The sequence below is a fragment of the Streptomyces sp. NRRL F-5630 genome, from assembly GCF_000719475.1.
Classification (GTDB): Bacteria; Actinomycetota; Actinomycetes; order Streptomycetales; family Streptomycetaceae; genus Streptomyces.
In genome coordinates this window covers 15,148-38,649 of the sequence record NZ_JOGO01000021.1, presented here as the reverse complement: position 1 = coordinate 38,649, position 23,502 = coordinate 15,148, and the positions used below count along the sequence as shown (strand labels likewise).

Genomic DNA, 23,502 nt, shown 5'->3' with positions numbered 1-23,502 from the left:
CCAGCGTCCGCGTCCACCGGACACGGGAACGCTTCGTACGAGGAAGGGGTCCCTCCCCGCCAGCGGCGTGGGGGACGGTGTGACCCGGGTGGGGCCCGGCCGCTCAGTAGACAACGGTTCACGGTCGATCCGCAGCCAGCGGGTCCCTGGCCGGCCCGAAGGGCGCCGGGCCCTCATCCGCAGCTCCCGCGCGCCCCGCGTCAGCCTCTCCGCGCGCATCCCCCGGACGTGTGGTCGTCGTATCCCGCCCCCGTCTCCCCGTGTCGCCGCCGTGGCCACGCCCGCCCGTGTGGGCAACTAGGGTGGTCACTCGCACGATCGGCACGTAAGGGGCAGCAGTGAACGCAGGCGAGGGTCTGCCGGGCAGCCGGGACGGTCAGCGCCCGCCGCTGGGCGAGGCGCTGGTGATCATCCCGACGTACAACGAGGCGGAGAACGTCCGTACGATCGTCGGCCGCGTCCGCAAAGCGGTGCCCGAGGCGCACGTCCTCGTCGCGGACGACAACAGCCCGGACGGCACGGGCGCCCTCGCCGACGCGCTCGCCGCCGAGGACGACCACGTCAAGGTGCTGCACCGCGAGGGCAAGGAAGGGCTCGGCGCCGCCTACCTCGCCGGTTTCGCCTGGGGCCTCGACCACGGCTTCGATGTCCTCGTGGAGATGGACGCCGACGGTTCGCACCAGCCCGAGGAGCTTCCCCGGCTCCTCACCGCCCTGCGCGACGCCGACCTCGTCCTCGGCTCCCGCTGGATCGCGGGGGGCCGCGTGGTCAACTGGCCCAAGTCCCGCGAGATCCTCTCGCGCGGCGGCTCCACCTACTCCCGCTTCCTCCTCGGCGTCCCCCTGCGCGACGTCACCGGAGGCTTCCGCGCCTTCCGCGCCGCGACCCTGCGCGGCCTCGGCCTCGCGGACGTCGAGTCCCAGGGGTACTGCTTCCAGGTCGACCTGGCCCGCCGTGCCGTGCGCAGCGGCTACCGCGTCGTCGAGGTCCCCATCACCTTCGTGGAACGCGCGCTCGGCAGCAGCAAGATGAGCCGCGCCATCGTCGCCGAGGCCCTGTGGCGCGTCACCTCCTGGGGAGTCACCTCGCGCGTCGACAAGGTCCTGGGCCGTCCCCGCGACCCGTCCCCCGCCGCGGACCCCTCGCCGTCCGCCACACCCCTCCCGGCCCCACCGCAGTCCAGCCGCTCCGGCGAGTGAGGAGCGGGGGCCGGTGCCGGGGAGCCTCCCGGGGCCGGCCCCGGCGCGAGGCGCCCCACGGCGAGGGCCGACCCCCCGCCCGCGCCCCGTCAAGGGCACACTGGACGTATGACGACCAGCACACCCCCGCCCCCCGTCACACGCCGCGGTTCGCGCAGATGGCTCCCCCTGGGGATCGCCGCCTGGATCGTGATCGAGATCTGGCTGCTGATCCTCGTCGGCGAGACGGCCGGCGGCCTCGTGGTCGTCGCGCTGCTCGCCGCCGGGATCATCGGCGGCGGCGCGGTCGTCAAGCGCGCGGGCCGCCGCGCCTTCGGCGCGCTCACCCGGACCCTCCAGCAACCCCCCACCGCCGCGGCCCCCCAGGACCGCCGCGAGGGGAACGGCTTCCTCATGCTCGCCGGGCTGCTCCTCATGATCCCCGGGCTGCTCTCGGACGTCGCCGGGCTCGTCCTCCTCGTGCCCGGCATACGGGGCGCGCTCTCGCGCCGCGTCGAGCGCGCGATGCAGCGCAGGCTCGACGCCGCCACGGGCGGTGCCTTCGGCGCCGCGTACACCCGGGCCCGCACCCAGCGCCCCGACGGCAAGGTCGTCCAGGGCGAGGTCGTCCGCGAGGACACCCCCGCGAAGCCGCACGACGAGGACGAGGGCCCGCGCCCGCCCCTCACTCCTTGAGAGCCCCGCACGGGCTCGAGAAAGGCCGTGGGCCGAACACCGAGAAGGTGTCCGGCCCACGGCCTTACGTGCTGCGCACCCGCCGACCGAGGACTCAGGCGGACTTACGGCTGTCGCGGGGGTGCACCGCGATGTTCATCGCACCGGAGCGCAGGACGGCCAGGCGCTCGGCCAGGACCTCCTCCAGCTCCTCCCGCGTACGCCGCTCCATGAGCATGTCCCAGTGCGTGCGCGCGGGCTTGGTCTTCTTCTCCTCCGGCCCGTCCCCGTCGACCAGGAGTGCCTGTGCGCCGCACACCTTGCACTCCCACTCCGCGGGGATCTCCGCCTCGACCGAGAACGGCATCTCGAAGCGGTGTCCGTTCTGGCATGCGTATTCGACGGCCTGGCGCGGGGCCAGGTCGATGCCGCGGTCCGTCTCGTAGCTGGTCACCACAAGGCGTGTGCCGCGAAGCGCTCGCTCACTCATGAATCGTGCCTCCCGGGCTTGCTCGCCCACAGGACAGCCGTCGCTGTCGTCGTCATCCGGTCAACGTCCGGTCGGCGGTGAAGATTCCCGTGCAGGGTCAAAGCGTCGCCGTCGTAGCCGCCCCATTTCTACCCACCAGTGCCCGCTTTGTCACATCTGGCGATGTACGCACCGAAAATCTCGGGCTGTCTTCGCTGTTCAGAGGCGCACGAACGGTACATCCGGATGGTCAAACGCGTACACTACCGCCCTTCGTGCCCGCGTGCGAAATCCGCGCGGCCCGTCCGGAGCGTGCGGGGCGCGGAGCGGGCCACGGCCCGCCCGGCCGGTCACCGCCGGTCAGACGAGGGAGCGCACCCGGCCCTCCACGCCCTCGGGAATGGTGTTCCCCGCCTCGCGCATCCCACGCGCGAGCGGCACCCGCAGCAGCACGCCGAAACCGAGCACGAAGAAGACCACCAGCGAGATGATCGCGTCCCGGTAGCTCCCCGTGACCTGGTAGGTGAGCCCGAAGAGCAGCGGCCCGAGCCAGCTCATGCCGCGGTCGCTCATCTCGTAGGCGGAGAAGTACTCGGCCTCCTTGCCCGCGGGCACCAGGTGGGAGAAGAGCGAGCGCGAGAGCGCCTGGCTGCCGCCCATGATCAGCCCGATCCCGGCGGCGAGCACGAAGAACCACACGGGGGCCCCGGCGGGCAGGAAGTAGCCGCAGGCGACGAGGACCGTCCAGGCGCCGAGCGAGGCGAGCACCGTCCGTTTCGTCCCGTACCGCAGCGCGAGTCGTCCCATCCCGAGCGCGCCGGCCACGGCGAGCACCTGCACGAGCAGGATCGCCACGATCAGCGTCGACTGGCTCAGGCCCAGCTCCTCGGAGCCGAAGACGGACGCCTGCGAGATGACCGTTTGGATGCCGTCGTTGTAGAGGAGGTACGCGAGCAGGAACCACAGCGTCACCGGGCGGCGGCGCATGTCCTTGAGCGTGGCGCCGAGCTGGCGCCAGCTCCCGCCGACGAGGCCGCCGCCCGCCTCCGGGGCGGGCCGTTCGCGCAGCCGCCGCAGCGGGACGAGCGTGAAGACGCCCCACCACAGGCCCGCCGACGCCAGGCAGATACGCACCGCCGTCGACTCGCTGACGCCGAAGGAGCCGTGCCCGAGATAGAGGACGAGGTTGAGGACGAGGACGAGCGCGCCCGCCGCGTAGCCGAAGGCCCAGCCCCGCGAGGAGACCGCGTCGCGTTCCTCCGGCGCGGCTATCTGCGGCAGGAAGGCGTTGTAGACGACCGTCGAGACCGCGATCGAGGCGTTCGCGACGACGAGCAGCACACCGCCGAGGAGATAGCGGTCCCCGCCGAGGAAGAACATCCCCGCCGTGGCCGTCGCGCCGAGATAGGCCGCGGCCCCGAGCAGCGGCTTCTTGCGCCCCGTGCGGTCGGCGAGCGCGCCCGCGAGCGGCATCACCAGGACCGAGACGACCACCGAGAGCGAGACGCTGTACGCGAAGAAGGAACCCGCCCGCACCGGCAGCCCCAGCGGGTGCACGTACCCGTCCGCGTCCGCCGCGCTCTTCGCCACCTCGGTCAGGTACGGGCCGAGAAACACGGTGAGCACGCTCGTCGAGTACACGGAGCAGGCCCAGTCGTAGAAGTACCAGCCGCGCTGCTCCCGCCTGCGCGCCCCCGCCTCGTCCGCCGCCCCCGGGGCGATCGCCGCCCCCGCGGTCTCCGCGCCCATCCCGCTCCCTCGCCTCGTCCCGCGCGCCGCTCAGGCCCCCGGCCACTGCCCCCGGGTCCGCAGCACCGTGCGCAGCGTCTCGATGTGGTCGGTCATGATGCCATCAACGCCGAGGTCCAGGAGCCGTTCCATCTCCGCCTCCTCGTTCACCGTCCATACGTGCACCTGGAGTCCCCGGGCGTGCGCGGTCCGCACGAAGGCGCGGTCGACGACCGTGAGCCGCCCGTGCCGCACGGGCACCTGCGCGGCGAGCGCGCCGCGCGGCGGGACGCAGGGCAGGCCCCAGGAGCGCAGGCGCACCGCGAGCGCGCCCGCGGTGCCGAGCGAGGTGGCGAGCCGGGGGCCCGCGAGCCGCCGCGCCCGCGCGACCCGACGCTCACTGAACGAGCCGAGGCAGACCCGGTCCCAGGCGTCCCGGCGCCGGATCAGCTCGATGAGCGGCCGGAGCGCGGCCTCGGCCTTGACGTCCACGTTCCAGCGCGCTCGCGGGAAGGCGTCCAGGAGGTCCGCGAAGCGCGGCACCCGCTCCGTACCGCCCACGCGCGCCTCGCGCACCGCCGCCCACGGCAGTTCCGCGAGCGCTCCGCGGCGGTCCGTCACGCGGTCGAGCGTCGCGTCGTGGAAGGCGAGCAGTTCCCCGTCGGCCGTCGTGTGCACGTCCGTCTCCAGGTACGTGTACCCGAGGCCGACCGCCCGCCGGAACGCCGTCTCCGTGTTCTCCAGGCCGTCCGCCGCGCCGCCGCGATGGGCGAAGGCGAGGGGGAGCGGGTGGTCCAGGAACGGGTGCGGGGGAGGGGCCGGGGTGCTCACGCGCGCAGTATGGCACCGCGCGTGATCATGCCCGCGCGGGGTCCGGAGGCGGGACGGGGCGGAGCGCGGGGAGGGCGAACACGCCGAGGAAGAACTGCGCCAGGGGGCCGATCGCCAGCGCGTACAGGAGGGTGCCGACGCCCAGTGTCCCGCCGAGCGCGATGCCGACGAGGCCCACCACCACCTCCACGAAGGTCCGGCACAGCCGCAGCGAGCGGCCCGTGCGGCGGTGCAGCCCGGTCATCAGGCCGTCGCGCGGGCCCGCGCCGAACCGCGCCGAGAGGTAGAGGCCGGTCGCCGCGCCGTTGAGCACGACCCCGGCGAGCAGCAGGCCGCCGCGCGCGGGCCAGGAGTGCGCGGAGGGCAGGAGGGCGAGCGTCGCGTCCATCGAGAGGCCCACCAGGAAGACGTTCGACACGGTGCCGAGCCCCGGGCGCTGGCGCAGCGGCCACCACAGCAGCAGCACGAGCGCTCCGGCGATGATCGCGACCGTCCCGATGCTCAGCCCGGTGTGCCGGGATATCCCCTGGTGGAAGAGGTTCCACGGCTCGACACCGAGGCCCGCCCGCAGCAGGAGGCCGTCGCTGAAGCCGTAGAGGAGCAGCCCCGCGTAGAGATGGACGAGGCGGCGCGGCAAGGAGGCGGCGGCCCGTGGCGGGGAAGCGGTGGTCATGAGGCCCCCGGGAGGTCGGAGTGGACTGGTACGTGCCACCCTGGAAGCCGTGGAGCGGCCCTCGACAGGGCCAATCGAGGAGAAGTGGACTGATTTCGATGGCGGAGCGAGGTATCGCGGTCATCCGCCCGGCCCAGTTGGCCCGGTTGCTCGGCTCGCAGCGGGCCACGGAGGGCGCGGACGGCGCCGGAACGGGAGACGCGGCCGGGACCGCCGGAGGCGCCGGGGTCGCCCGGAAGAGCGGAGCGGCCAGCGGGAGCGGGCCCGCTGGGGGGAGCGGGTTCGCCGGGGGGCGCGGCCGTGAGCGTGCCCGGCACACTCCCGCCTACCAGGCACTGGCCGACGGCATCCGGGTCCTCGTCCTGGAGGGCAGGGTCCCGGTCGGCGCCCGGCTGCCCGCCGAGCGGGAACTCGCGACGGCGCTCGCCGTCAGCCGCACCACCGTCGCCACCGCCTTCGAGGCGCTGCGTGCGGCGGGCTTCCTGGAGTCCCGCCGCGGCGCGGGCAGCTGGATCGCCTTCCCCGCCGGTGCCCCCCTCCCCGCTCGGGGCCTCGGCCCCCTGCCCCCCGAGCGCGCCGGGCAGCTCATCGACCTCGGGTACGCGTCCCTGCCGGCCCCCGAGCCCTGGCTCACCCGGGCCGTGCGCGGCGCCACGGAGGCGCTGCCGCCGTACGCCCTGACCCACGGCGACTACCCGGCGGGGCTGCCCGCGCTGCGCCAGACGATCGCCGAGCGCTACACCGCGCGCGGCGTCCCGACGATGCCCGAGCAGATCATGGTCACGACCGGGGCGATGGGCGCGACCGACGCGATCATCAGCCTCTTCGCGCCGCGCGGCGAACGCGTCGCCGTCGAGTCCCCGAGCTACGCCAACATCCTCCAGCTCCTGCGCGACGCCGGCGCCCGCCTCGTCCCCGTCGCGATGGCCGAGGGAACCGGCGGCTGGGACGTGGCGCGCTGGCGGCAGGTGCTGCGCGAGGCGGTGCCCCGGCTCGCTTACGTCGTCGCCGACTTCCACAACCCGACGGGCGCGCTCGCCGACGAGGAGAGCCGCCGCGCGCTCACCACGGCGGCGCGCGCGGCGGGCACGGTGCTGCTCGTCGACGAGACGATGGCCGAGCTGCGGCTCGACGCGGACCTCGACGCGCCGAGCGCGATGCCCCGGCCCGTGTGCGCCTTCGACCCGGCGGGTTCGACGGTCATCACGGTGGGCTCGGCGAGCAAGGCGTTCTGGGCCGGGTTGCGGGTCGGCTGGGTACGGGCGGCGCCCGAGACGATCCGCCGGCTCGTCGCGGCGCGCGCGTACGCCGACCTCGGGACCCCCGTGCTCGAACAGCTCGCCCTCAACTGGCTCCTCACGACCGGCGGCTGGGAGGAAGCGGTCGCGCTGCGCCGCGCCCAGGCGGCGGCGAACCGCGCCGCGCTCGTGGCGGCGATCCGCGCGCGGCTGCCCGACTGGGAGTTCACGGTCCCGCGCGGCGGCCTCACCCTGTGGGTGCGGGCGGGCGGCCTCTCCGGCTCGCGCATCGCCGCGGCGGGCGAGGAGGCGGGCGTACGAGTCCCCTCGGGGCCGCGCTTCGGCGTCGACGGGGCCTTCGAGGGCTACCTGCGCCTCCCCTTCACCGTCGGCGGCTCACTGGCTGAGGAGGCCGCCGACCGCCTGGCCCACGCGACGGCCCTCGTCCGGGCGGGGGCGGGGGCGCACACGGCGGCGCAGCGGGGCCTGATCGCCTGAGCGGGAGCCCTGGGCCGGGACGGGCGCGCCCGCGGGCTCAGGCCTCCGCCACCGACACCCGCACCGGCCGCGTCGTCGGCTCCTTTTCGGGCTCCGCGCTCGCCGTCACGGCCTGGGGCGCGTCCTCCGCCGGTCCCGCCTGCTTCGCGAGGTTCGAGCCGCCGCGCTGCGGCAGGAGCGCGAGCACCGCCTCGCGGAGTGTGTCGGCCGCCGAGTCGTCGTACGGATCGGGCGTGGCGGGGACCTGGAGGCGCAGGACGGGGCCCGTGCCGAGGCGGGCGTAGCCGCGCCCCGGGGGCAGCTCGCCCGCCGGGGCGGACTGCGGGGCCGCGCCGAGGATCTCCGCGGCCTGGCGCGCGCTCGTCGGGGCGAGCGCGACCCGCGCCTTCGCGTACTGGGCGACCACCGGGTCGAGCCCGTCGACGCACTCGTACTGCTCTGCCACGACGACCGTCACCCGCGCCGCCCTGCCGTGCCGCAGCGGTACGCGCAGGTGGCTCTGCGGGTCGGCGAGCCCTTCCGCGCGGGCCAGGTGCCCGAGCACGGCGGGCCGGTCCACGAGCACCCACAGCGGCCGGACCACGTCCTCCGGCGGCGCCTCGCCCCCCTGCCGCGCCCGGTCCGCCGCGACGAGCCTGCGCTCCGTCTCGCGCGCCGCCCACTCCAGGGCCCCCAGCGCCCCCATGAGCCCGCACTCGACCCCGAGCACCCCGGCACGCCCGACGAAGCACGTGTAGTCGCCCGTGCCGCCACCGTCCACGACGAGCACGTCGCCGCCGCGCAGCGCCTGGAGCGCGATGGCGCGCAGCAGCGTGCTCGTCCCGCTGCCGGGGCGCCCGGCGACCAGGAGGTGCGGCTCCGGCGAGCGATTACCGGTGCGCCACACCACGGGCGGCACGTCGCGCGCCGCGCCCGCCGCGTCCACGAGCGGCACCGTGCGCGGCACCGCGAGGGCGTCGGTGAGCCCGAGCACCACCTCGCCCGGGCTCGTCACGAACGGCTGGGCGGGGATGTCGGTGGGCAGCGGCGGGAGCGCCGTGAGAGTGAGCCGGTTGGCCTCCTCGTCCCACGCGAAGTGGTACTCGCGGCCCCGCCCGCACTTCGCGTGCAGCAACCGCTCGATCCGCGCGCGCGAGTCCGCGTCCCCGTCCGCGAAGTACGCCGGGTAGGCGACGGTGAGCGCCGTGAGCCGTCCCCGCTCGTCGAAGCCGAAATCGCCGAGCGCCCGCTGCCAGTCGCCGCCGTGCGCGTAGAGCGGCTCGGGGTCCTCGGGCACGGCGAAGTACGGGACGAGGGCCTCGTACAGCGTCGCGAGCCGTGCCGACTGCTCCTCGCCCGGCCCGCTCTCCCCGGGCGCGGGCGCCCGGTCGCGGCCCAGCCACGCCGCGGCGGCGAGCACGGCGACGAGCGCGGAGACCGGCCCGTACGGCGCGAGGGCCACGGCGAGGACGGCCGCGGCGGCGAGCAGGAACAGCGCCCCGCGCCGCTCCTTGGGCGTCGCGGTCCACCGGCGCCGCCCCGCGGCGAGGAGCCGGACCAGGCCCCGGCACAGGACGATCAGGGGGCGCAGCACGTCGGAGGCGCCGTCCGCCGCCGAACGTGCCAGGTCCCGGCCGCGCGCGAGGGACGCGCCGCCGTCGCGGAGGATGCGGGGGAGTGGTCGCCGTGCCACGTCGGTCTCCTGGGGAGTCGTACGGAGGACTGCCGGCCCCGCAGGCCGGAGCCGGGCCGTGCGCGGCGCCGCGCACGGGGAACACGCCGGGACCCGGGCCCCGGCGTGCGGGAGCGGGCGCGGCGCCTCAGAACTTCAGGCCGCCGAGGAGCGAGGCGAGGCTCGCGCCCCCGGCCTTGATGCTCGGGGCGATCGCCGTACCGGCGAGGTAGAAGCCGAAGAGGGCGCACACGACCATGTGCATCGGCTTCAGGCCGTCCTTCCGGCAGAAGAGGAAGACGATGATGCCGAGGAGGATGACGCCGGAGATGGACAGGATCATGAGGTTCTCCTGGTTGAGGGGACAGTCACCATGAGTTCTTCCAGGCTCACAGCATGTATCTATACGACAAAAGGTGCAAATGAGTGATCAAGTGCTCATTTCCTCTTCATGTCCTGCCGGGCTCCCCTCGCCCCGGACATCACGAAACCCCTCCCCGCCGCTTGATTGCGCGCCTCGCCGGTTCGTGTCGATCTTTGCCCGGCGCCCCTCGGCCCGTGTACGCCTGAGCGCAGTACGCTGGCGATTCACCCGGACGGCGGCAGGGCCCGCCGGGACGGGTGAGCTGCCCTGTCCCCCTCCCCCTCCCGCAAGGCGGCCATCCCGTGAACCCCACTCCCGGAACAACCCAGGACGAGCACCCCGAGCCCCACCCCGCGAGCACCCCCGAGGCTCCGGACCCGGAGGTCGTGGAACTCGCCACGCGCCTCTTCGGCCTCGCCCGCTCCGGCGGGACGGAAGCGCTCGCCGCCTACGTGGACGCGGGCGTCCCTGTGAACCTCGCCAACGACAAGGGCGACACGCTGCTCATGCTCGCCGCCTACCACGGCCACGCCGGGACCGTCCGCGCGCTCCTGGAGCGCGGCGCCGAGCCCGACCGCGCCAACGACCGCCACCAGACCCCGCTCGCCGGGGCGGTCTTCAAGGGCGAGGACGAGGTGATGGAGGCGCTCCTCGCGGCCGGCGCCGACCCCCGCGCCGGCAGCCCCTCGGCCGTCGACACGGCCAGGATCTTCGAGAAGCACGCGCTCCTCAGCCGCTTCGGAGCGGCGTAGGGCCTGTCCTCGCTCCCGCCTCTGCCGCGCGCCCCCGTCGTCACGGACGGGGCCGGCGTGACACATGAGACGCCGGACCGCCCCCGCGCCGTCCCCGCCCCGCCCCGCGCACGGCCCCGTGTCAACGGCCGCCCACCGCTCCCACCTGCGCGAACACCGGGAATCGGCGGGGGTTTCCACGCGTTTTGTCCCCCCGCCGTAAATGCGCTCGCCTGAGCATCGACGCCTGCGCCATCATGGCCCCATGGTTCGGGTCCGGACGCCACGGGAAGAAGTGGCCCACCGCCCGGGCCGTGCAAAGGCCCGCCCCGGGCCACCGATCGAGAGGCAGAGGAAGATGGCTGAGCGCAAGCGGCACACGACGGGTCCACGGACGTGTCGGCGCCCCAGGTGACCGTCCGCCCCCCGTTCGTACCCACAGCTTGATGTGAGGCCCCTGTCATGTTCGATCCGGTCATAGCGCCCAGCGGCACCCTGCTCGGCCTGCTCCAGCGAGGGCGCGGCGACGGCACTCTGCACGCCCTCACCGCCCCCCGCGAGGAAGCGCTCGCGGCCCTTGACACGTGCGTCCGCCAGGACCCGCGCGGCGACTGGCACGTGGAGAACCGCTCCCTCTACTACGCACGCCTCTACCGCGAACTCGACGGCCCGCTCGACGGCATCGAGGACCACCTCTTCGGCGCCGACGACCTCCTCGACCCCGAGGAGTCGCGCACCGGCCTCGCCCTCGCCGTCCTCGGCCATCTCGGCTCCTACGGCCGCCCCGAGGCCCTCGCCCTGCTGCGCCGCTACGTGGCGAGCGGCGCCAACTGGGCCTGGGCGCTCGACGAACTCGCCGTCCGCGAGGACGACCGCGCCCTGCGCGCCCTCGCCGCACCTGTGCTCGCCCGCTTCCCCGAGACCCCCGAGGGCGAGGCCGAGCTGACCGCCGCCGCGCGCGGCGCCTACGAGCCACGCCCGTGGCACCTGTGGGCCTCCGACCCCGCCTCCCCGCACGCCGCGCGCGTGCGTGCCGCCCTCGAACGCGACTCCTTCGACCGCTGGCAGCGGCAACTGACCCCCACCGGGCCCCGGCCCGGCTGGAGCGTCCCCGAGATCCTCGACTGGGCCCGGCGCGGCCTGGAGGAGGACGGGAACGACCTGCACGCCCCGGCCGCCCGCTGCCTCGCCGCCGTCGCGGGGCCCGAGGACCGCGAGCTGCTCCTCGCCACGGCACGCGAGGGCGCCGACGCCCCCCGTCTCGCCGCGCTGCGCCACCTGCGCGACAGCGGCGAGCCGCTCGCCCTCGACCTGCTCGCCGAAGCCACCGCGAGCACGTCCTCGCTCGTCGCCGACACGGCGGCGGCCCTCTTCGAGGGCACCCTCTCCGTCGCCGCAGTCGAGCGCGCCCGCGACTTCGCCCGCGCCCCGGGCAGGCTCGGCGCCGCCGCGGGCCGGCTGCTCGCCCTGCGCGGCGCGACCCGCGACACACACCTCGTCCTCACCTCCCTGCGCACCGCCGTACGCGACCAGGGCACCGCCGACCCCGCCCTCGCCCCCCTCCTCGACGGCACCGGCCGGCTCGGCATCGTCTGCGCCGCCCCCGTCGTCCGCCACGTCTACCGCGAGACCTCCTCCTCGCACCTGCGAGGCCGCGCCGCTCGCGCGCTGGCCGCCATCGACCCCCGTTTCGCGGCGGGCTTCGCCGTCGAATGCCTGTGGGACTGCGAGGAGTCCACCCGCGAACTCGGCGCGCTGCACGCCGAGACCGCCGACAGCCGCGTCGTCACCCAGCTCCGCCGCCTCGCCGCCGACCCGGCCGAGGAGGACGAAGTGCAGACAGCCGTACGCGGCCGCATCGGCCCGGACACGGCCGCTGCCTGAACATCGCGGGGCTCGCTTTCGCCGCGGCCGCCCCCGCCGACGCGGCGAAGGCCCCGCGCGTGCTCGACGGGACGCCTGCCCGGCCCGGGACCAGGACCGTCGAGCAGCGACCCCCGCGCCGCGCACCGGAGCGACCCGCCCGGGACATCGCGCGCGGCGGGACCCGGCCCGCCACCCGCGCGGTTCCTCCCCTCGCCCCGTCACCCGGACGAGCCGCCTCGCACCCCCGCCCACCCCGTCAACTCCCGCACCAGCCCGTGCGCGTCCCGCGTCACGCTGATCTCCGGACCGCCCCGTACCCGTTCGCGCCGCACCACCTCGTAGCGCCCGTCCCCGAGCCGGCTCACGGCCGCCCACCACCGCGGATCGGGCTCCTCGGGCGCGAGCACGACGAAGCCGCCGCGCCCCCCGTCGAGACCGCTGACCAAACGGAACAGCGCCTCCTCCGACGGATCGTCGACCCGCCCGCTCCCACTGACAGCCCGGTACCGGCGCACACCCATGACAACCCCCTACGACCCGCTCGACCTGATCGCGCCGAGCATGGCACGGGGGTCCGACAGCGAGGACCGGCGCGCGAGGCGCCCCACGGGCCGGGGCCGCACGCCGCCGGACGGACCGCCGCTGACAGGCCCGCCGCCACCCGCTCGCCTCGCGTTCCCCACCCGCCGCCGCGCCCCTCCCCGGCCGCCCGCCACCACCTCGCTCACCCCTCGCCTTCCCCGCACGGCCCACGCCCGTACGGGTGATCCGCCCCCCGCCCCCCAGCGTCGTTGCCGCGCCCCGCGCCGCCCACGCGCCAGGGTGACGGCGATCGGAGCGGAAGGGGTGGTCGGCGGTGGCGCAGATGCCGGAGGACGGTGGGGGAGCGGGGGCGCGGCCGGTGCCGCCCGGTGTTCCGGCCGCGCTGGTCAACGACGGTGAGGGGCTGGAGATCGAGGCGCGCGGGCTGCGGGCGCGGGGGCCGCTCGGGACCGTCTTCACGGGCGTGAACCTCCTCGCACGGCCCGCCGGACTCACCGTCGTCTCCGGTCAGGGCGGCACGGGCCGCACGAGCCTGCTCCTCGCGCTCGGCGGCCGGTTCCGCACCAGCGGCGGCACCGTCACGGCCCGGCTCGGCGACACGCCCGTGGACCCGCTCCGGCACTCGTCCCTCGCCCGCGCCACCCCCGGCGTCGACCTCGTCCCGCAGTGGACGGCCCAGGAGCACCGGGCCGAACGCGCGGCGACCACACGGACGTTCAGCGAGGAGACCCTCGAAGCGGCCGGTGAACTCCTCGCCTGCGCACCGCCCGCCCGTACCGCCGTGGGACGGCTCCCCGCCCGCGACCGGCTGCTCTTCGCCGTCGCCCTCGCAGTCGCCGAACGCCGCCCCGCCGTCCTCGTGGACAACGTCGACGCCGGGCTCGGCGGCGCCGACCTCCGCGAGGTCTGGCTGCGGCTCGCCCGCCTCGCCGAGGCCGGGATCACCGTGCTCGCCACCGCCGCCGCGCCCCCGCCGCCCGACTGGGCCGTCCCGCTCGCCGCGTACGCCACCCTGTCCCCGAGGACCGCCGCCACCGATGCCGCGAGGAGGCCGTGATGCGCGTCCTGCGCCTCGCCCAGCTCGAATTCCGCCGCTTCCGGGGGCCTCTCTCGCGCCTCGTGCCGTGGGTGCTCGCGCTCGTCCCGCTGCTCTACGGCTCGCTCTACCTGTGGTCGAACTGGGACCCGTACGGACTCCTGCACCGCGTCCCCGTCGCGATCGTCAACGAGGACAAGCCCGTCGAGGTCGAGGGCCGCACCGTCGACGGAGGCGCGCGCCTCGTCCGCGCCGTGCGCGAGAGCGGGAGCTTCGACTGGCACACGAGCGATGCCGCCACCGCCCACGACAAGCTCAGGAACGGCGACTACTTCTTCACCGTCACCGTCCCGCGCGACTTCAGCGCCGCCCTCTCCAGCAGCCTGAGCCAGAAACCGCGCCGCGCCACCGTCCACCTCGAACTCAACGACGCCAACGGCTTCATCATCGGCAAAGCCGCCGACCAGGCGCGCCTGGAACTGCAGAACCAGCTCTCCGCCGCCGCCCAGGAGGTCGAACTGCGACAGGTCTTCGGACAGGGCAAGGAACTCAAGGACGGACTCGACGAGTCGGCCGCGTCCGCGAAGCGACTCGCCGGCCGGGCGGACGACCCGGCCGCGACCGGCCCCGGCCTCCAGAAGCTCTCCCAGCAACTCGCCCACCTCTCCTCCGCCGTCCCCCACGCGCCCGAGGGCCAGGCCGCCAAGGACCAGGCACGGCTCCTCGCCTCGCCCGTCGACGTCACCTCCGCCAACCTCCACCCCGCCCACCTCTACGGGCGCGGCATGACACCGTTCTTCTTCTCGATCGCCCTGTGGGTCTTCGGCCTCGTCGGCTACCTCGTGCTGCGGCCCTACAACCCGCGCGCCGTCGACGAGGGCAGACCGGCCACAGCGACTCTCGCCGGCTGGCTGCCCACCGCCCTCCTCGGCGTCCTCGGGGCCCTCGTCCTGTACGCGGTCGTCCAGCTCGGCCTGGATCTCGACGCCGAGCACCCCTGGCTCCTGGTCGCCCTCGTGTGCCTCGCGGCGCTCTCCTTCGTCGCCCTCGCCCAGTTCTTCCGCGCCCTCCTGGGCTCCACGGGCGACCTGATCCTGCTGATCCTGCTGATGCTCCAGCTCACCTCCTGCGGCGGCCTCTACCCCGTCGAGACCACCCCCGCCTTCTTCCGCGCCCTGCACCCCGTCATGCCCATGACCTACCTCGTCGACGGTCTCCGCGTCACCATCTCCGGCGGGCAGGGCTCCACGCTGGGCCTCTCCTTCGGAGTCCTCGCCGCGTACGGAGCGGCGGCGCTGCTCGCCACGGGCCTGGTCCTGGCACGCAGGCGGCGCTGGAGCATGCAACGGCTGAAGCCGGAGATCCAGTTCTGAGACCGCGGGCCGCACACGCCACGCGGGCCGAAGGACGCGGCCCCCGAGGCGTGCGGGCTGCGGGCGCCGGAGCGGAGCACCGCGGGGCCCACCGGGCGAAACGGCACCTTCTGCGCAAGACCCCGCGATACACCGTTGTCCCTCCCACCCTCTACGCTGTCCCCCGTGACCTCGCCCGCCCTCCCGGAACCCGCTGCCGCGCAGCTCAGCGCGGGCCCGCGCCCCGCTCCGGGCCCCGCAGCCGACGAAGGACTCGCCCGCCGCCTGCGCGCCCTCGCCTGCACCGCGCCGCTGCACGACCTCGACACCCGCAAGGCCAACCTGGCGGGCGAGTACACGCGGTACGCGATGGCCGAGGTCGCCCTCGCCGCGATCGACCTCGTCACCCTCCACATGGACTTCGACACGGGCGCGGACCACGAGCAGATAGTGGCCAGACTCCTGCCGCGGGTCGGCGCGCAGGCCCCCGGACGCCCCGTCGCCGAGCACGAACGGGTCGCCCGCTGGGTCCTGGAGAACCTCATCAACGTCGGCAGCGCCGACCGCGGCTTCCGCGCCGTCTACGGCACCTTCGCGACCGACGGCAGCTACGTGCGCCGCGACTACGACTTCAAGCTCATCGAGGAAGTCCCCGCGGCCGGCGGCACCGTCTTCCTGCGCGCCACCGACGAGGCGGTCAACGTGCTCGTCGGCGCGCTCGACACGGACGTCACGAGCGCGCAGATCGCCGCGGAGGTGAAGCTGGAGGTCCTCATCAGCCGGGGCCGCCTCGCCGACGCGCAACTCGCCGCCGAACAGGCCCGCTACCGCACCGTCCAGTACGCCGAATCGCTGCGCCGCGCCCTGGAGTCCACGCGTCGCGACGTCCGCGCCGTCGACTGGCTGCACACCGTCCCCGACCTCATCGACGAAGCGCTCGGCCACGTCGCCGACCGCTACCGGCACGAGAACGCGATCCTCACCAACATCCGCAAGGCCAGGGACGAGTCCGAGGAGCCGGAGAACAAGCGCCGCGCGGCCGAACTCGTCGACATCGTCAAGGACTGCATCCGCCGCCACACCCAGCTCCAGTCCCGCCTCCTCGAAGCCGGCCCGCTCTTCCGCGCCGAGCAGGACCGGCAAGCCTTCGCCGACCACTCGGGGCGCCCGGGGCTCGACCTGTACGGCCAGCTCCTCTCGCCCGTCATCGCCCTGCCCGTCGAGGACGCGCTGCGCGTCACGGACGCGTGGTTCGCACGCGGTACCGGGCTGCGCACCCCGGGCGCGGTACGTGTCGGCGACCTCGTCGACCTGCTGCTCACCCCTCCCGCCGAGCGCGAGCACCTCGGCGCCGAACTGCCCGAGCCCGACCTCGTGGCGACGCCGGACGACAGCCGCTTCAGCGAGGAGCAACTCGCCGTCGCCACCGAACTGCTCCGCCTGGAGCCGGAGGCCCCGCGCCGCCTCTCCGGGCTGCTCGCCGAGGCTCGCAGGAGGGCTCGCGAGAGAGGCGGCGACGACCACGAGGCACGCGAACTCGCCCGCCTCGTCACCCTCCTCGCCTTCCACGCCGCGAGCCCCCCGGTCGGCACCGCGCATCGCCAGGGCGAGCCGAGCGTCCTCTTCGCCGTGGACGACGGCACCGAACTCGACGACCCCGATTTCGGCGGCGCCGACCTCATCCTGGGCACGGCCCTCCTGGAGGCCGTGGGCGCCGTGCCGGAGGCAGCGTCATGAGTGGTGTCTCCCGCACGAGCCGCGCCGCGACGGAGGCCCGCCCCGGCACCACCACGGCGTACGGGGACGTGACGCCGCTCCGCTCCCGCGAGGGCGCGGCGGCGGCCCGCTCCCGTACCTCTCCCGCACACCGCGCCCCCGCGCGCCCCGCCGACCCGTCCCCGAAGGAAGCCCGACCGTGACCGAGTACGCCGCAGAACCCCCGTACGGCGAGGAGCAGGCAGCCGAACCGCGCTCCGCGGCGGCGGCACCGGTCACCCCGGCCGACGCCGCGGACGCCGCCCGGCTCGTCGCCTTCGGCCTCCAGCCCAAGCTCCAGCCCGCCCGCGACGGCGAGTACACGGGCCTGCTGCGGCGCTACCGCGAGGACCCCGCCTTCGCGCGCCTGGCCGACGCCGTCGCCACCGGACTCGGGCTCGTCGTCCTCGAAGTCTCCGAACGCGCGGGAATGGCCACCGCCGCGGCCGAGGACTCCGTCTTCGCCGTCCGCATGGGCGAGTACGCGCGCCGCGCCTCCACCGACACCGCCGACCGCTTCCTGCACGGCCTCGCCCACCTCAGCGTCGCCGCGCTCGCCTTCCCGCGCCCCGAGGACCTCGCCGACGACGGCTACATCGGGCGGATCAGCGTCAACGGCGTCGACGCGTTCGTCCGCCAGGCGTGCCGCCGCATCGAGGAACGCGCCGAGATCGCGGGCGAGAACACCGACCCCGCCACCGAGGCGCCCGGCCTCGAAGCCGCCTGGCGGGTCTGGGCCCGGCGCAGCGCCACGGGTGCCACCAAGGACGCCCGCCGCCTCGCGGGGTCCACGACCGGCATCGTCGCCAAGGCCGTCGGCTTCCTCACCGACTCCGGCTTCCTCCAGCGCACCGGGGACGACGGCGGCGGCACCTACCGCACGACGCCCCGCTACCAGCTCCAGGTGCGCGACCTCGCGGGCGGCGCCGCGATGGGCGAACTCCTCGCACTCGGCGTCGTCCCGGTCGGCGACGGCAGCCCGAGCCTCGTCCCCGCCGAGGACACGGACGACCTCGACCTCGTCGCGGACGCGGGACTCCCCTTCCACGGATGACCCGGCCGCACCGGCGTCCACGGCCCGCCGTCCTGTCCCTCCCGCCGGGCCGCCCCCTGACCGAGATGTGCACGACCGCCTGATCCCGGCCGATACTTCCCCTTGCCGTCCCTCCACCGCTGCCGAAAGTCCGCACCATGTACGAGCTGTCCCGGGTCCGCCTCTACTCGATCGGCCCCGCCGGGGCCCGGTACGCCGACACCGTGCTCGATCTGCGCTCGGTCGGCGCGCCCGTCCCCGAACCCGCGCCGACCCAGACGGAGTTCTTCGCGGACGAGCCCAGCGGACCGCCCCGCAGGCCCGCCCCCGCCGGGGTCCTCTTCCTGGAGAACGGCGGCGGCAAGTCCGTCCTGCTCAAGCTGATCTTCTCGGTCATGCTCCCCGGCCACCGCAACACGCTCGGCGGCGCGAGTTCCGGCGTGCTCCGCAAGTTCCTGCTCGCCGAGGACTGCGGTCACGTCGTCCTGGAGTGGCAGCACACGCGGACCGGCGAGTGCGTCGTCGTCGGCAAGGTCAGCGAGTGGCGCGGGCGCCAGGTCTCCAACGACCCGCGCAAGTTCGCCGAGGCGTGGTACTCCTTCCGGCCGGGCCCGGGACTCAGCCTCGACTCGCTGCCCGTCGCCGAGTCCAACGCCGTCCGCCCGATCGCCGAGGGCATCTCCGCCGCGCGCGGCCGCCGCCGCACCATGAAGGGCTTCCGGGACGCGCTCGTCGAGGCCGGGAAGTTCTACACCCACCTCGACGTGCACTGGGAGGAGACCCACGAGCGCTGGACCGAGCACCTCGGCGAACTCGGCCTCGACCCCGAACTGTTCCGCTACCAGCGCGAGATGAACGCCGACGAGGGTGAGGCCGCCGGGCTCTTCGCCGTCAAGAAGGACTCCGATTTCACGGACCTCCTGCTGCGCGCCGTCACGGACACCCGCGACACGGACGGACTCGCCGACCTCGTCCACAACTTCGGCGGCAAACTCGGCCGCCGCTCCGAACTCCTCGCCGAACGCGACTTCACCGCGGGCTCCGTCGACCTCCTCGGCCGCATCGTCGACGCCACCGCGCAGCGCGAACGCGCCCGCGACATCCACGCCGCCGCCGCCCGCCGCGCCCGCGCGCTCGGCCGCCGCCTCGCGGCGCGGGCCGCCGGCGAACGCACCCGCTCCGCCGAGCTGTCCGGCCGGCTCGGCACCGCCGCGGAAGCCGTCACCGAGGCCGGCACAGCCCGCGACCGCGCCGCCCTCGTCGCCGCCGAACTCGCCTACCGGCACGCCTCGCTCGCCCTCGCCGCGGGCGAGAAGGCCGCCACGGCGCAGCGCCGCGAACTCACCGAGGCCAGGACCCTGCACTCCGCGTGGCAGGCCGCCGAGACGGTGCTGCGCGCCCGCGCCGCCGCCGACCGCTCGGCGCGCGTCGCCACCGCCATCCGCGAGGCCGAGCGCGATGCCGCGCCCGCGCTCGCCGCCCGCTCGGCAGCCGCCGCCGACCTCGTCCGCGCGCTCCAGGACGCCGCCGAACGCGCGGAGAACCACGCGGCCGAGGAGGAGGAGCGCTCCGCGCACCTCCAGGCCGCGGGCGAGAGCGCCCACCGCGACGCCACAGCGGCGGCCACCGACGCCCAGCGCGCCCGCAGCGACGCGGGGCACCTGCGCCAGCGGCTCACCGAGGTCGAGCAGGAGACGGAGGAGGCCGTACGGGCCGGCTGGCTCGACGGCTCCTCGCCCGACGCCGACCCGGCCCGCGCGGCGCTCGCCGCGAGCGACGCCGAGAAGGAGGCCACCGCCGCCTGGGCCGAGGCCCGTCGGCGCGCGGCCGGAGCCTCCGACGAGGCGGCCGAAGCGGCCCGTACCGCGTCCCGCGCCGAACTCACCGCCGCACGCGCCGCCGACGCGGCGCGCGCCGCCGAACTCGCCCACCAGGCCGAGTACGCCACCGCCGCGAGCCTCGCCCGCGAGGACCGCCTCGCCGCCCTCCTCGGCCTCCCCACCCCGAGCGGCACAGCGGTGCCCCAGCAGCGCGGCCCCGGCAGCGGCGGCACGGGCACGGGCAGCGGCGCGGGAGCGGACGGCGAGACGGGCGCGGAGGGCGGCACGGGTGACGGTGCGGAGCCAGGCGCCGCCCCCGCCCCCGCCGGTCTCGACGCCGAGACCCTCGACCAGAGCGCCGAGACCCTCCGCACCCTCCTCGACGACGCCGTCGCCGAGGCCGAACGCCGCCTCTTCGCCCTTCGCACCGCGGCCCAGGACGACGCCCGCATCCTCGGCGCCCTCGGTGACGGCGGCCTCCTGCCCCCGGGCCCCGATGTCCTCGCCACCGTCGAGTACCTCGGCGAACAGGGCATCCCCGCGCTGCCCGGCTGGCGCTACCTCGCCCAGTCCGTCGACCCCGCCGAGCACAACCGCGTCCTCGCGGCCCGCCCCGAACTCGTGGACGGCGTCGTCATCACCGACCCCGCCACCCACCGCCGCGCCCGCGAAGTCCTCGCCCAGGCCGCCCTGCTGCCCCGTTCCACCGTCGCCGTCGGCACCGCCTCGGCCCTCCTCGCCCCCGCGCCGGAGCATGCGGACGCGGAGGAGTCCGTCTTCCTCGTCCCGCCGAACCCGGCGATGCACGACGAACACGCGGCCGACGAGGAACGGCAGCAGTTGCGCGCCCGCGCCACCGCCCGCGAGGAGGAGATCCGCGCGCTCGCCGCCCGCCTCGGCAAGGACCGCGAACTCGGCGCCCGCCTGGCCTCCTGGCGTTCCGGCTGCCCCGCCGGCCGGCTCGCCGAACTCGGCGCGGCTGCGGCCGAGGCCCGTACGGCGGCGGCCGAGGCGGCCGCCGCCCTCGACGAGGCCCGCGCCCACCGGACCGAGGCCGAGGAGACCGCGAGCGCCGCCGCCCTCGCACGCGAGGAACGGGGCGAGGCCGCGCAGCGCGCCCGCCGTGCCGCCGACGCCCTCGCGGGGCTCGCCCACCGCCTGCGCGAACGCGGCCGGTGGACCAGCCGCCTGCGCGAACTCGCCGAGGAGGCCGCCGAGGCCGAGGCCCGCGCCCAGACCTGCCTCGAACGCGCCCGCGCCGCCGACGAGGACCGCCGCGCCGCCCAGCGCGCCGCCGACGACGCCCGCCGCACCGCCCGGGCCCTGCGCGCCGAACGTGCCGAGATCGCCGGTGCCCCCGAGGAGTTGCCCCCGCCCTCCGACGAGGCCCGCAGCGCCGCCCTGCCCACCCTGCGCGAGGCGTACCGCGCGGCCTCCCAGCTCTACGAGAAGGTCGGCGTCGGCGCCGACCTGCGCGCCGAACAGGCCCGCGCCGAGAGCGAGGAGACCTCCGCCCTCGCCGAACTCGAACGCCTCAGCAACAAGGTCCGCACCCGCGCCGCCGGCCTGCTCCAAGGCCCCGACGGTGCCGACGGGCCCTCGCGGCAGGCCGCCGCCGGGCGCGCCGAGCAACTCGTGCAGATGCTGGAGGCCCGCGCCAACGCCGCGAGCGAACAGCTCGGCCGGCTGCGCGGCGAGGCCGAACGCCTCGCCCCCGAGGAGGGCGAGGCCCACACGGCGCTCCCCGAGGATCTCGTCCCCGCCGACGCCGAACAGGCCCAGGCCCTCCTGCGCACCGCGAGCGCCGACCTCGCCGCCCGCACCGAGGCCCTGGACGCCGCCCGCGCGACCCACACCGCCCTCGGCCACGACCACCGCGCGGCCGAAGAGGCGGCAGCGGGCTTCGAGGAGACGACGGCGCTCCTGCGCGACCTGCTCCGCGACAATCTCGCCCGTGACACCGAACCCGAGACCGGGACGCCGGCACCGGAGGAGCCCGAGCCGTTCGCGGGGACGCTCACCGAGGCCCGTACCGCCACGGCGGAGGCCCGCCGATCACTGCGCGGCTGCGCCGCCGATCTGGCGGCGGCCGAAGCCGCCGTGCGCGAGGCGAGCGACATCCTCGTCCGGCACGCCAACTCCACGCGCTACGAGCAGGTGCGCACCCCCGCCCGCCAGCAGATCAGGGAACTGCCCGCCGCCGCGCTGCCCGAGCACGCGGCCCGCTGGGCCGAGGCGTTCGCGCCCCGCCTGCGGGTGCTCACCGACGAGCTGGAGCAGCTCGAACGCAACCGCGACTCGATCGTCGACCGCCTGCGCGGACTCGTCGAGTCCTCGCTCGCCACGCTCCGCGCCGCCCAGCGCCTCTCCCGCCTCCCCGAAGGACTGGGAGAGTGGTCGGGGCAGGAGTTCCTGCGCATCCGCTTCGACGAACCCGACCACGCGAGCCTCACCGAACGGCTCGGCGAGGTCATCGACGAGGCCACCCGCGCCGCCGTCCGCAAGAACGCCGACCTGCGCCGCGACGGCATGAGCCTGCTCCTGCGCGGCGTACAGGCGGCCCTCCAGCCGCGCGGCATCGCCGTCGAGATCCTCAAGCCGGACGCGGTGCTGCGCGCCGAACGCGTGCCGGTGGGGCAGATGGGCGACGTCTTCTCGGGCGGTCAGCTGCTCACCGCCGCGATCGCCCTGTACTGCACGATGGCGGCGCTGCGCTCCAACGACCGGGGCCACGACAGGCGCCGCCACGCGGGCACGCTCTTCCTGGACAACCCGATCGGGCGCGCCAACGCCACGTACCTCCTCGAACTCCAGCGGGCCGTGGCCGACGCCCTCGGCGTCCAGCTCCTCTACACGACCGGGCTGTTCGACACGACGGCGCTCTCCGAGTTCCCGCTCGTCATCCGGCTGCGCAACGACGCGGACCTGCGGGCCGGGCTGAAGTACATCAGCGTCGAGGAGCACCTGCGCCCCGGCCTGCCCAAGGAGCCGGACGCCGAGGGAGTGCACGCCCAGATCCAGGCCACGCGCTTCTTCGAGCGCCCCCAGGAACCGGCCGGGCAGGGCTCCGGTACGCGTCCCCAGGACCCCGCCCGGGGCTCGCGGGAGCCCGCCGAAGGGGAGGGCCGCGCCGAAGGGCAGGGCCCCGCCGGACGGCCCTCTCAGGCCGCCGCCGCGTCCGTCCCGCGCCCGGCCGGGCCGGAGGCGGAACGGGGGGAGCGGCCCGTCTCCTGAGCGGGGACGCCCGCACCGGGCGGCGTCATGGTCGCGGGACGGGGGGAGGGGGCCTCGGTGACGGAGCGCCGCTCCGCCCGCTCCGCCCGCACCGCGCGCTTCGCGGCCTTCACCGCCTGGCGGCGCTCCCTGCGCAACTCCCGCGCGGTGCTGCCCGGCTGGGACAGGACCCCGTTGCGCTGGATCCACACCTGCCGGGTGATCCACACGTCGAGGACGCCCCACGTCGCCACCACCGTGCTCGCCACGCTGCTCAGCACCATCGGGAAGGCGAGCCAGGAACCGGCGAGCGTGCACAGGAAGGCCGTCACCGCCTGGCACAGCGTGAGCGCGACGATGATGACGGCCCGGACCGCCGAGGTGCGCACCGCGTCGGGCAGCCGGCGCCGTACCGCGGGCTCCTCCTTCCACAGGGAGTCCCGCCGTGCCGCCTCGCGCCGCCGCCGCGCGAAGTCGGCGTCCTCGACCGCCTCCTCGCCGTACTCCTCGATGCTCCACTGCGGCAGCGGGGTCTCCCAGCCGGCCGGCCCCCCGGCGGCGGTGCCTTCCGCCTTCCGCCTCTCCTGCTCGGTACCGCGCTCCACGGTGCTCATCACACAGCCAACTCCCCACCACTCGCCGAACGGACCACCACCCGGGGGCGCGAGCGGCTCTTCGTTTCGCTGCCCGCCCCACGCCGCTTTAGTCGGCCCCGGACAGCCGCACACGCGCGCGGGACCGTACGGACACCGGGCCGCCTCCCACCTGTACAGACGAAGAAGAACCCGTCAAGGTTTCCTCCCCTCGCCCCCGATTGACCCCCCATCCGCCGGAATCCACCGGCCCGT

Annotated in this window: 19 protein-coding genes; 11 read left to right on the top strand and 8 right to left on the bottom strand. The window is 75.6% G+C overall.

Features of this window, described 5'->3' with window-relative positions; genetic code table 11:
• Positions 1-338 precede the first annotated feature (338 nt).
• Both IF99_RS0112970 and fxsA read left to right on the top strand, forming a co-directional pair.
• Entirely contained in the window at positions 339-1,199 is an 861-nt protein-coding gene (locus tag IF99_RS0112970) for a polyprenol monophosphomannose synthase (RefSeq protein WP_051703472.1), read from the top strand.
• Between the two features lie 108 nt (positions 1,200-1,307).
• A complete protein-coding gene (gene fxsA / locus IF99_RS0112965) occupies positions 1,308-1,874 on the top strand; it encodes an FxsA family membrane protein (RefSeq protein WP_030996587.1) in 567 nt (188 codons plus the stop codon).
• A gap of 94 nt (positions 1,875-1,968) precedes the next feature.
• On the opposite strand, the gene IF99_RS0112960 is transcribed toward fxsA, so the two are convergent.
• From IF99_RS0112960 to IF99_RS0112945, 4 genes are all read right to left on the bottom strand, one after another.
• Positions 1,969-2,343: an RNA polymerase-binding protein RbpA gene (locus IF99_RS0112960; protein ID WP_008749015.1), complete on the bottom strand. Its 375-nt coding sequence runs from the start codon at positions 2,341-2,343 to the stop codon at positions 1,969-1,971.
• A gap of 339 nt (positions 2,344-2,682) precedes the next feature.
• Positions 2,683-4,071 carry an MFS transporter gene (locus IF99_RS0112955; protein ID WP_030996586.1) on the bottom strand — a complete coding sequence of 463 codons (1,389 nt, stop codon included), beginning with the start codon at positions 4,069-4,071 and terminating at the stop codon, positions 2,683-2,685.
• Between the two features lie 30 nt (positions 4,072-4,101).
• Positions 4,102-4,881 (bottom strand): glycerophosphodiester phosphodiesterase, encoded by a 780-nt coding sequence (locus IF99_RS0112950; RefSeq protein ID WP_030996585.1) that lies wholly within the window; start codon positions 4,879-4,881, stop codon positions 4,102-4,104.
• Between the two features lie 25 nt (positions 4,882-4,906).
• The gene (locus tag IF99_RS0112945) at positions 4,907-5,554 is read right to left on the bottom strand and encodes a YczE/YyaS/YitT family protein (protein WP_030996584.1); all 648 of its coding nucleotides are present in this window, start codon (positions 5,552-5,554) and stop codon (positions 4,907-4,909) included.
• A gap of 98 nt (positions 5,555-5,652) precedes the next feature.
• Between IF99_RS0112945 and IF99_RS0112940 the strand changes: the two genes are divergently transcribed.
• Positions 5,653-7,290 carry a PLP-dependent aminotransferase family protein gene (locus tag IF99_RS0112940; RefSeq protein WP_030996583.1) on the top strand — a complete coding sequence of 546 codons (1,638 nt, stop codon included), beginning with the start codon at positions 5,653-5,655 and terminating at the stop codon, positions 7,288-7,290.
• A 37-nt stretch (positions 7,291-7,327) separates the two neighbouring features.
• Here IF99_RS0112940 and IF99_RS0112935 read toward each other — a convergent pair whose 3' ends face one another.
• Together IF99_RS0112935 and IF99_RS0112930 are read right to left on the bottom strand one after the other, a co-directional pair.
• Positions 7,328-8,962: an ATP-binding protein gene (locus tag IF99_RS0112935; RefSeq protein WP_030996582.1), complete on the bottom strand. Its 1,635-nt coding sequence runs from the start codon at positions 8,960-8,962 to the stop codon at positions 7,328-7,330.
• A 127-nt stretch (positions 8,963-9,089) separates the two neighbouring features.
• Complete coding sequence (locus tag IF99_RS0112930) at positions 9,090-9,284, bottom strand: hypothetical protein (RefSeq protein WP_009063303.1); 195 nt, start codon at positions 9,282-9,284, stop codon at positions 9,090-9,092.
• Between the two features lie 407 nt (positions 9,285-9,691).
• On the opposite strand from IF99_RS0112930, the gene IF99_RS0112925 reads away from it, so the two are divergent.
• On the top strand, positions 9,692-10,057 hold the full coding sequence (locus IF99_RS0112925; RefSeq protein WP_030996581.1) for an ankyrin repeat domain-containing protein: 366 nt from the start codon (positions 9,692-9,694) through the stop codon (positions 10,055-10,057).
• Between the two features lie 441 nt (positions 10,058-10,498).
• The gene (locus tag IF99_RS0112920) at positions 10,499-11,920 is read left to right on the top strand and encodes a hypothetical protein (RefSeq protein WP_030996580.1); all 1,422 of its coding nucleotides are present in this window, start codon (positions 10,499-10,501) and stop codon (positions 11,918-11,920) included.
• A gap of 200 nt (positions 11,921-12,120) precedes the next feature.
• Here the strand turns inward: IF99_RS0112920 and IF99_RS0112915 are convergent, their stop codons facing one another.
• Positions 12,121-12,423, bottom strand: coding sequence for a hypothetical protein (locus IF99_RS0112915; RefSeq protein WP_030996579.1), 303 nt, complete (start codon positions 12,421-12,423; stop codon positions 12,121-12,123).
• A 335-nt stretch (positions 12,424-12,758) separates the two neighbouring features.
• On the opposite strand from IF99_RS0112915, the gene IF99_RS30775 reads away from it, so the two are divergent.
• The 6 genes from IF99_RS30775 (at position 12,759) to IF99_RS0112885 (ending at position 22,675) form a co-directional block, all read left to right on the top strand.
• On the top strand, positions 12,759-13,502 hold the full coding sequence (locus IF99_RS30775; protein WP_234340680.1) for an ABC transporter ATP-binding protein: 744 nt from the start codon (positions 12,759-12,761) through the stop codon (positions 13,500-13,502).
• Entirely contained in the window at positions 13,502-14,854 is a 1,353-nt protein-coding gene (locus IF99_RS0112905) for a YhgE/Pip domain-containing protein (RefSeq protein WP_030996578.1), read from the top strand. The genes IF99_RS30775 and IF99_RS0112905 overlap by 1 nt, the downstream gene beginning before the upstream one ends.
• Before the next feature lie 165 nt (positions 14,855-15,019).
• A complete protein-coding gene (locus IF99_RS0112900; protein WP_030996577.1) occupies positions 15,020-16,570 on the top strand; it encodes a hypothetical protein in 1,551 nt (516 codons plus the stop codon).
• On the top strand, positions 16,567-16,752 hold the full coding sequence (locus IF99_RS0112895; protein ID WP_030996576.1) for a hypothetical protein: 186 nt from the start codon (positions 16,567-16,569) through the stop codon (positions 16,750-16,752). Before IF99_RS0112900 ends, IF99_RS0112895 begins: the two co-directional genes overlap by 4 nt.
• Positions 16,749-17,642 carry a hypothetical protein gene (locus IF99_RS0112890; protein WP_030996575.1) on the top strand — a complete coding sequence of 298 codons (894 nt, stop codon included), beginning with the start codon at positions 16,749-16,751 and terminating at the stop codon, positions 17,640-17,642. The genes IF99_RS0112895 and IF99_RS0112890 overlap by 4 nt, the downstream gene beginning before the upstream one ends.
• 137 nt (positions 17,643-17,779) lie before the next feature.
• Entirely contained in the window at positions 17,780-22,675 is a 4,896-nt protein-coding gene (locus tag IF99_RS0112885) for a hypothetical protein (protein ID WP_030996574.1), read from the top strand.
• Here the strand turns inward: IF99_RS0112885 and IF99_RS0112880 are convergent.
• Positions 22,603-23,268: a hypothetical protein gene (locus IF99_RS0112880; RefSeq protein WP_030996573.1), complete on the bottom strand. Its 666-nt coding sequence runs from the start codon at positions 23,266-23,268 to the stop codon at positions 22,603-22,605. The genes IF99_RS0112885 and IF99_RS0112880 overlap by 73 nt on opposite strands.
• Positions 23,269-23,502 lie beyond the last annotated feature (234 nt).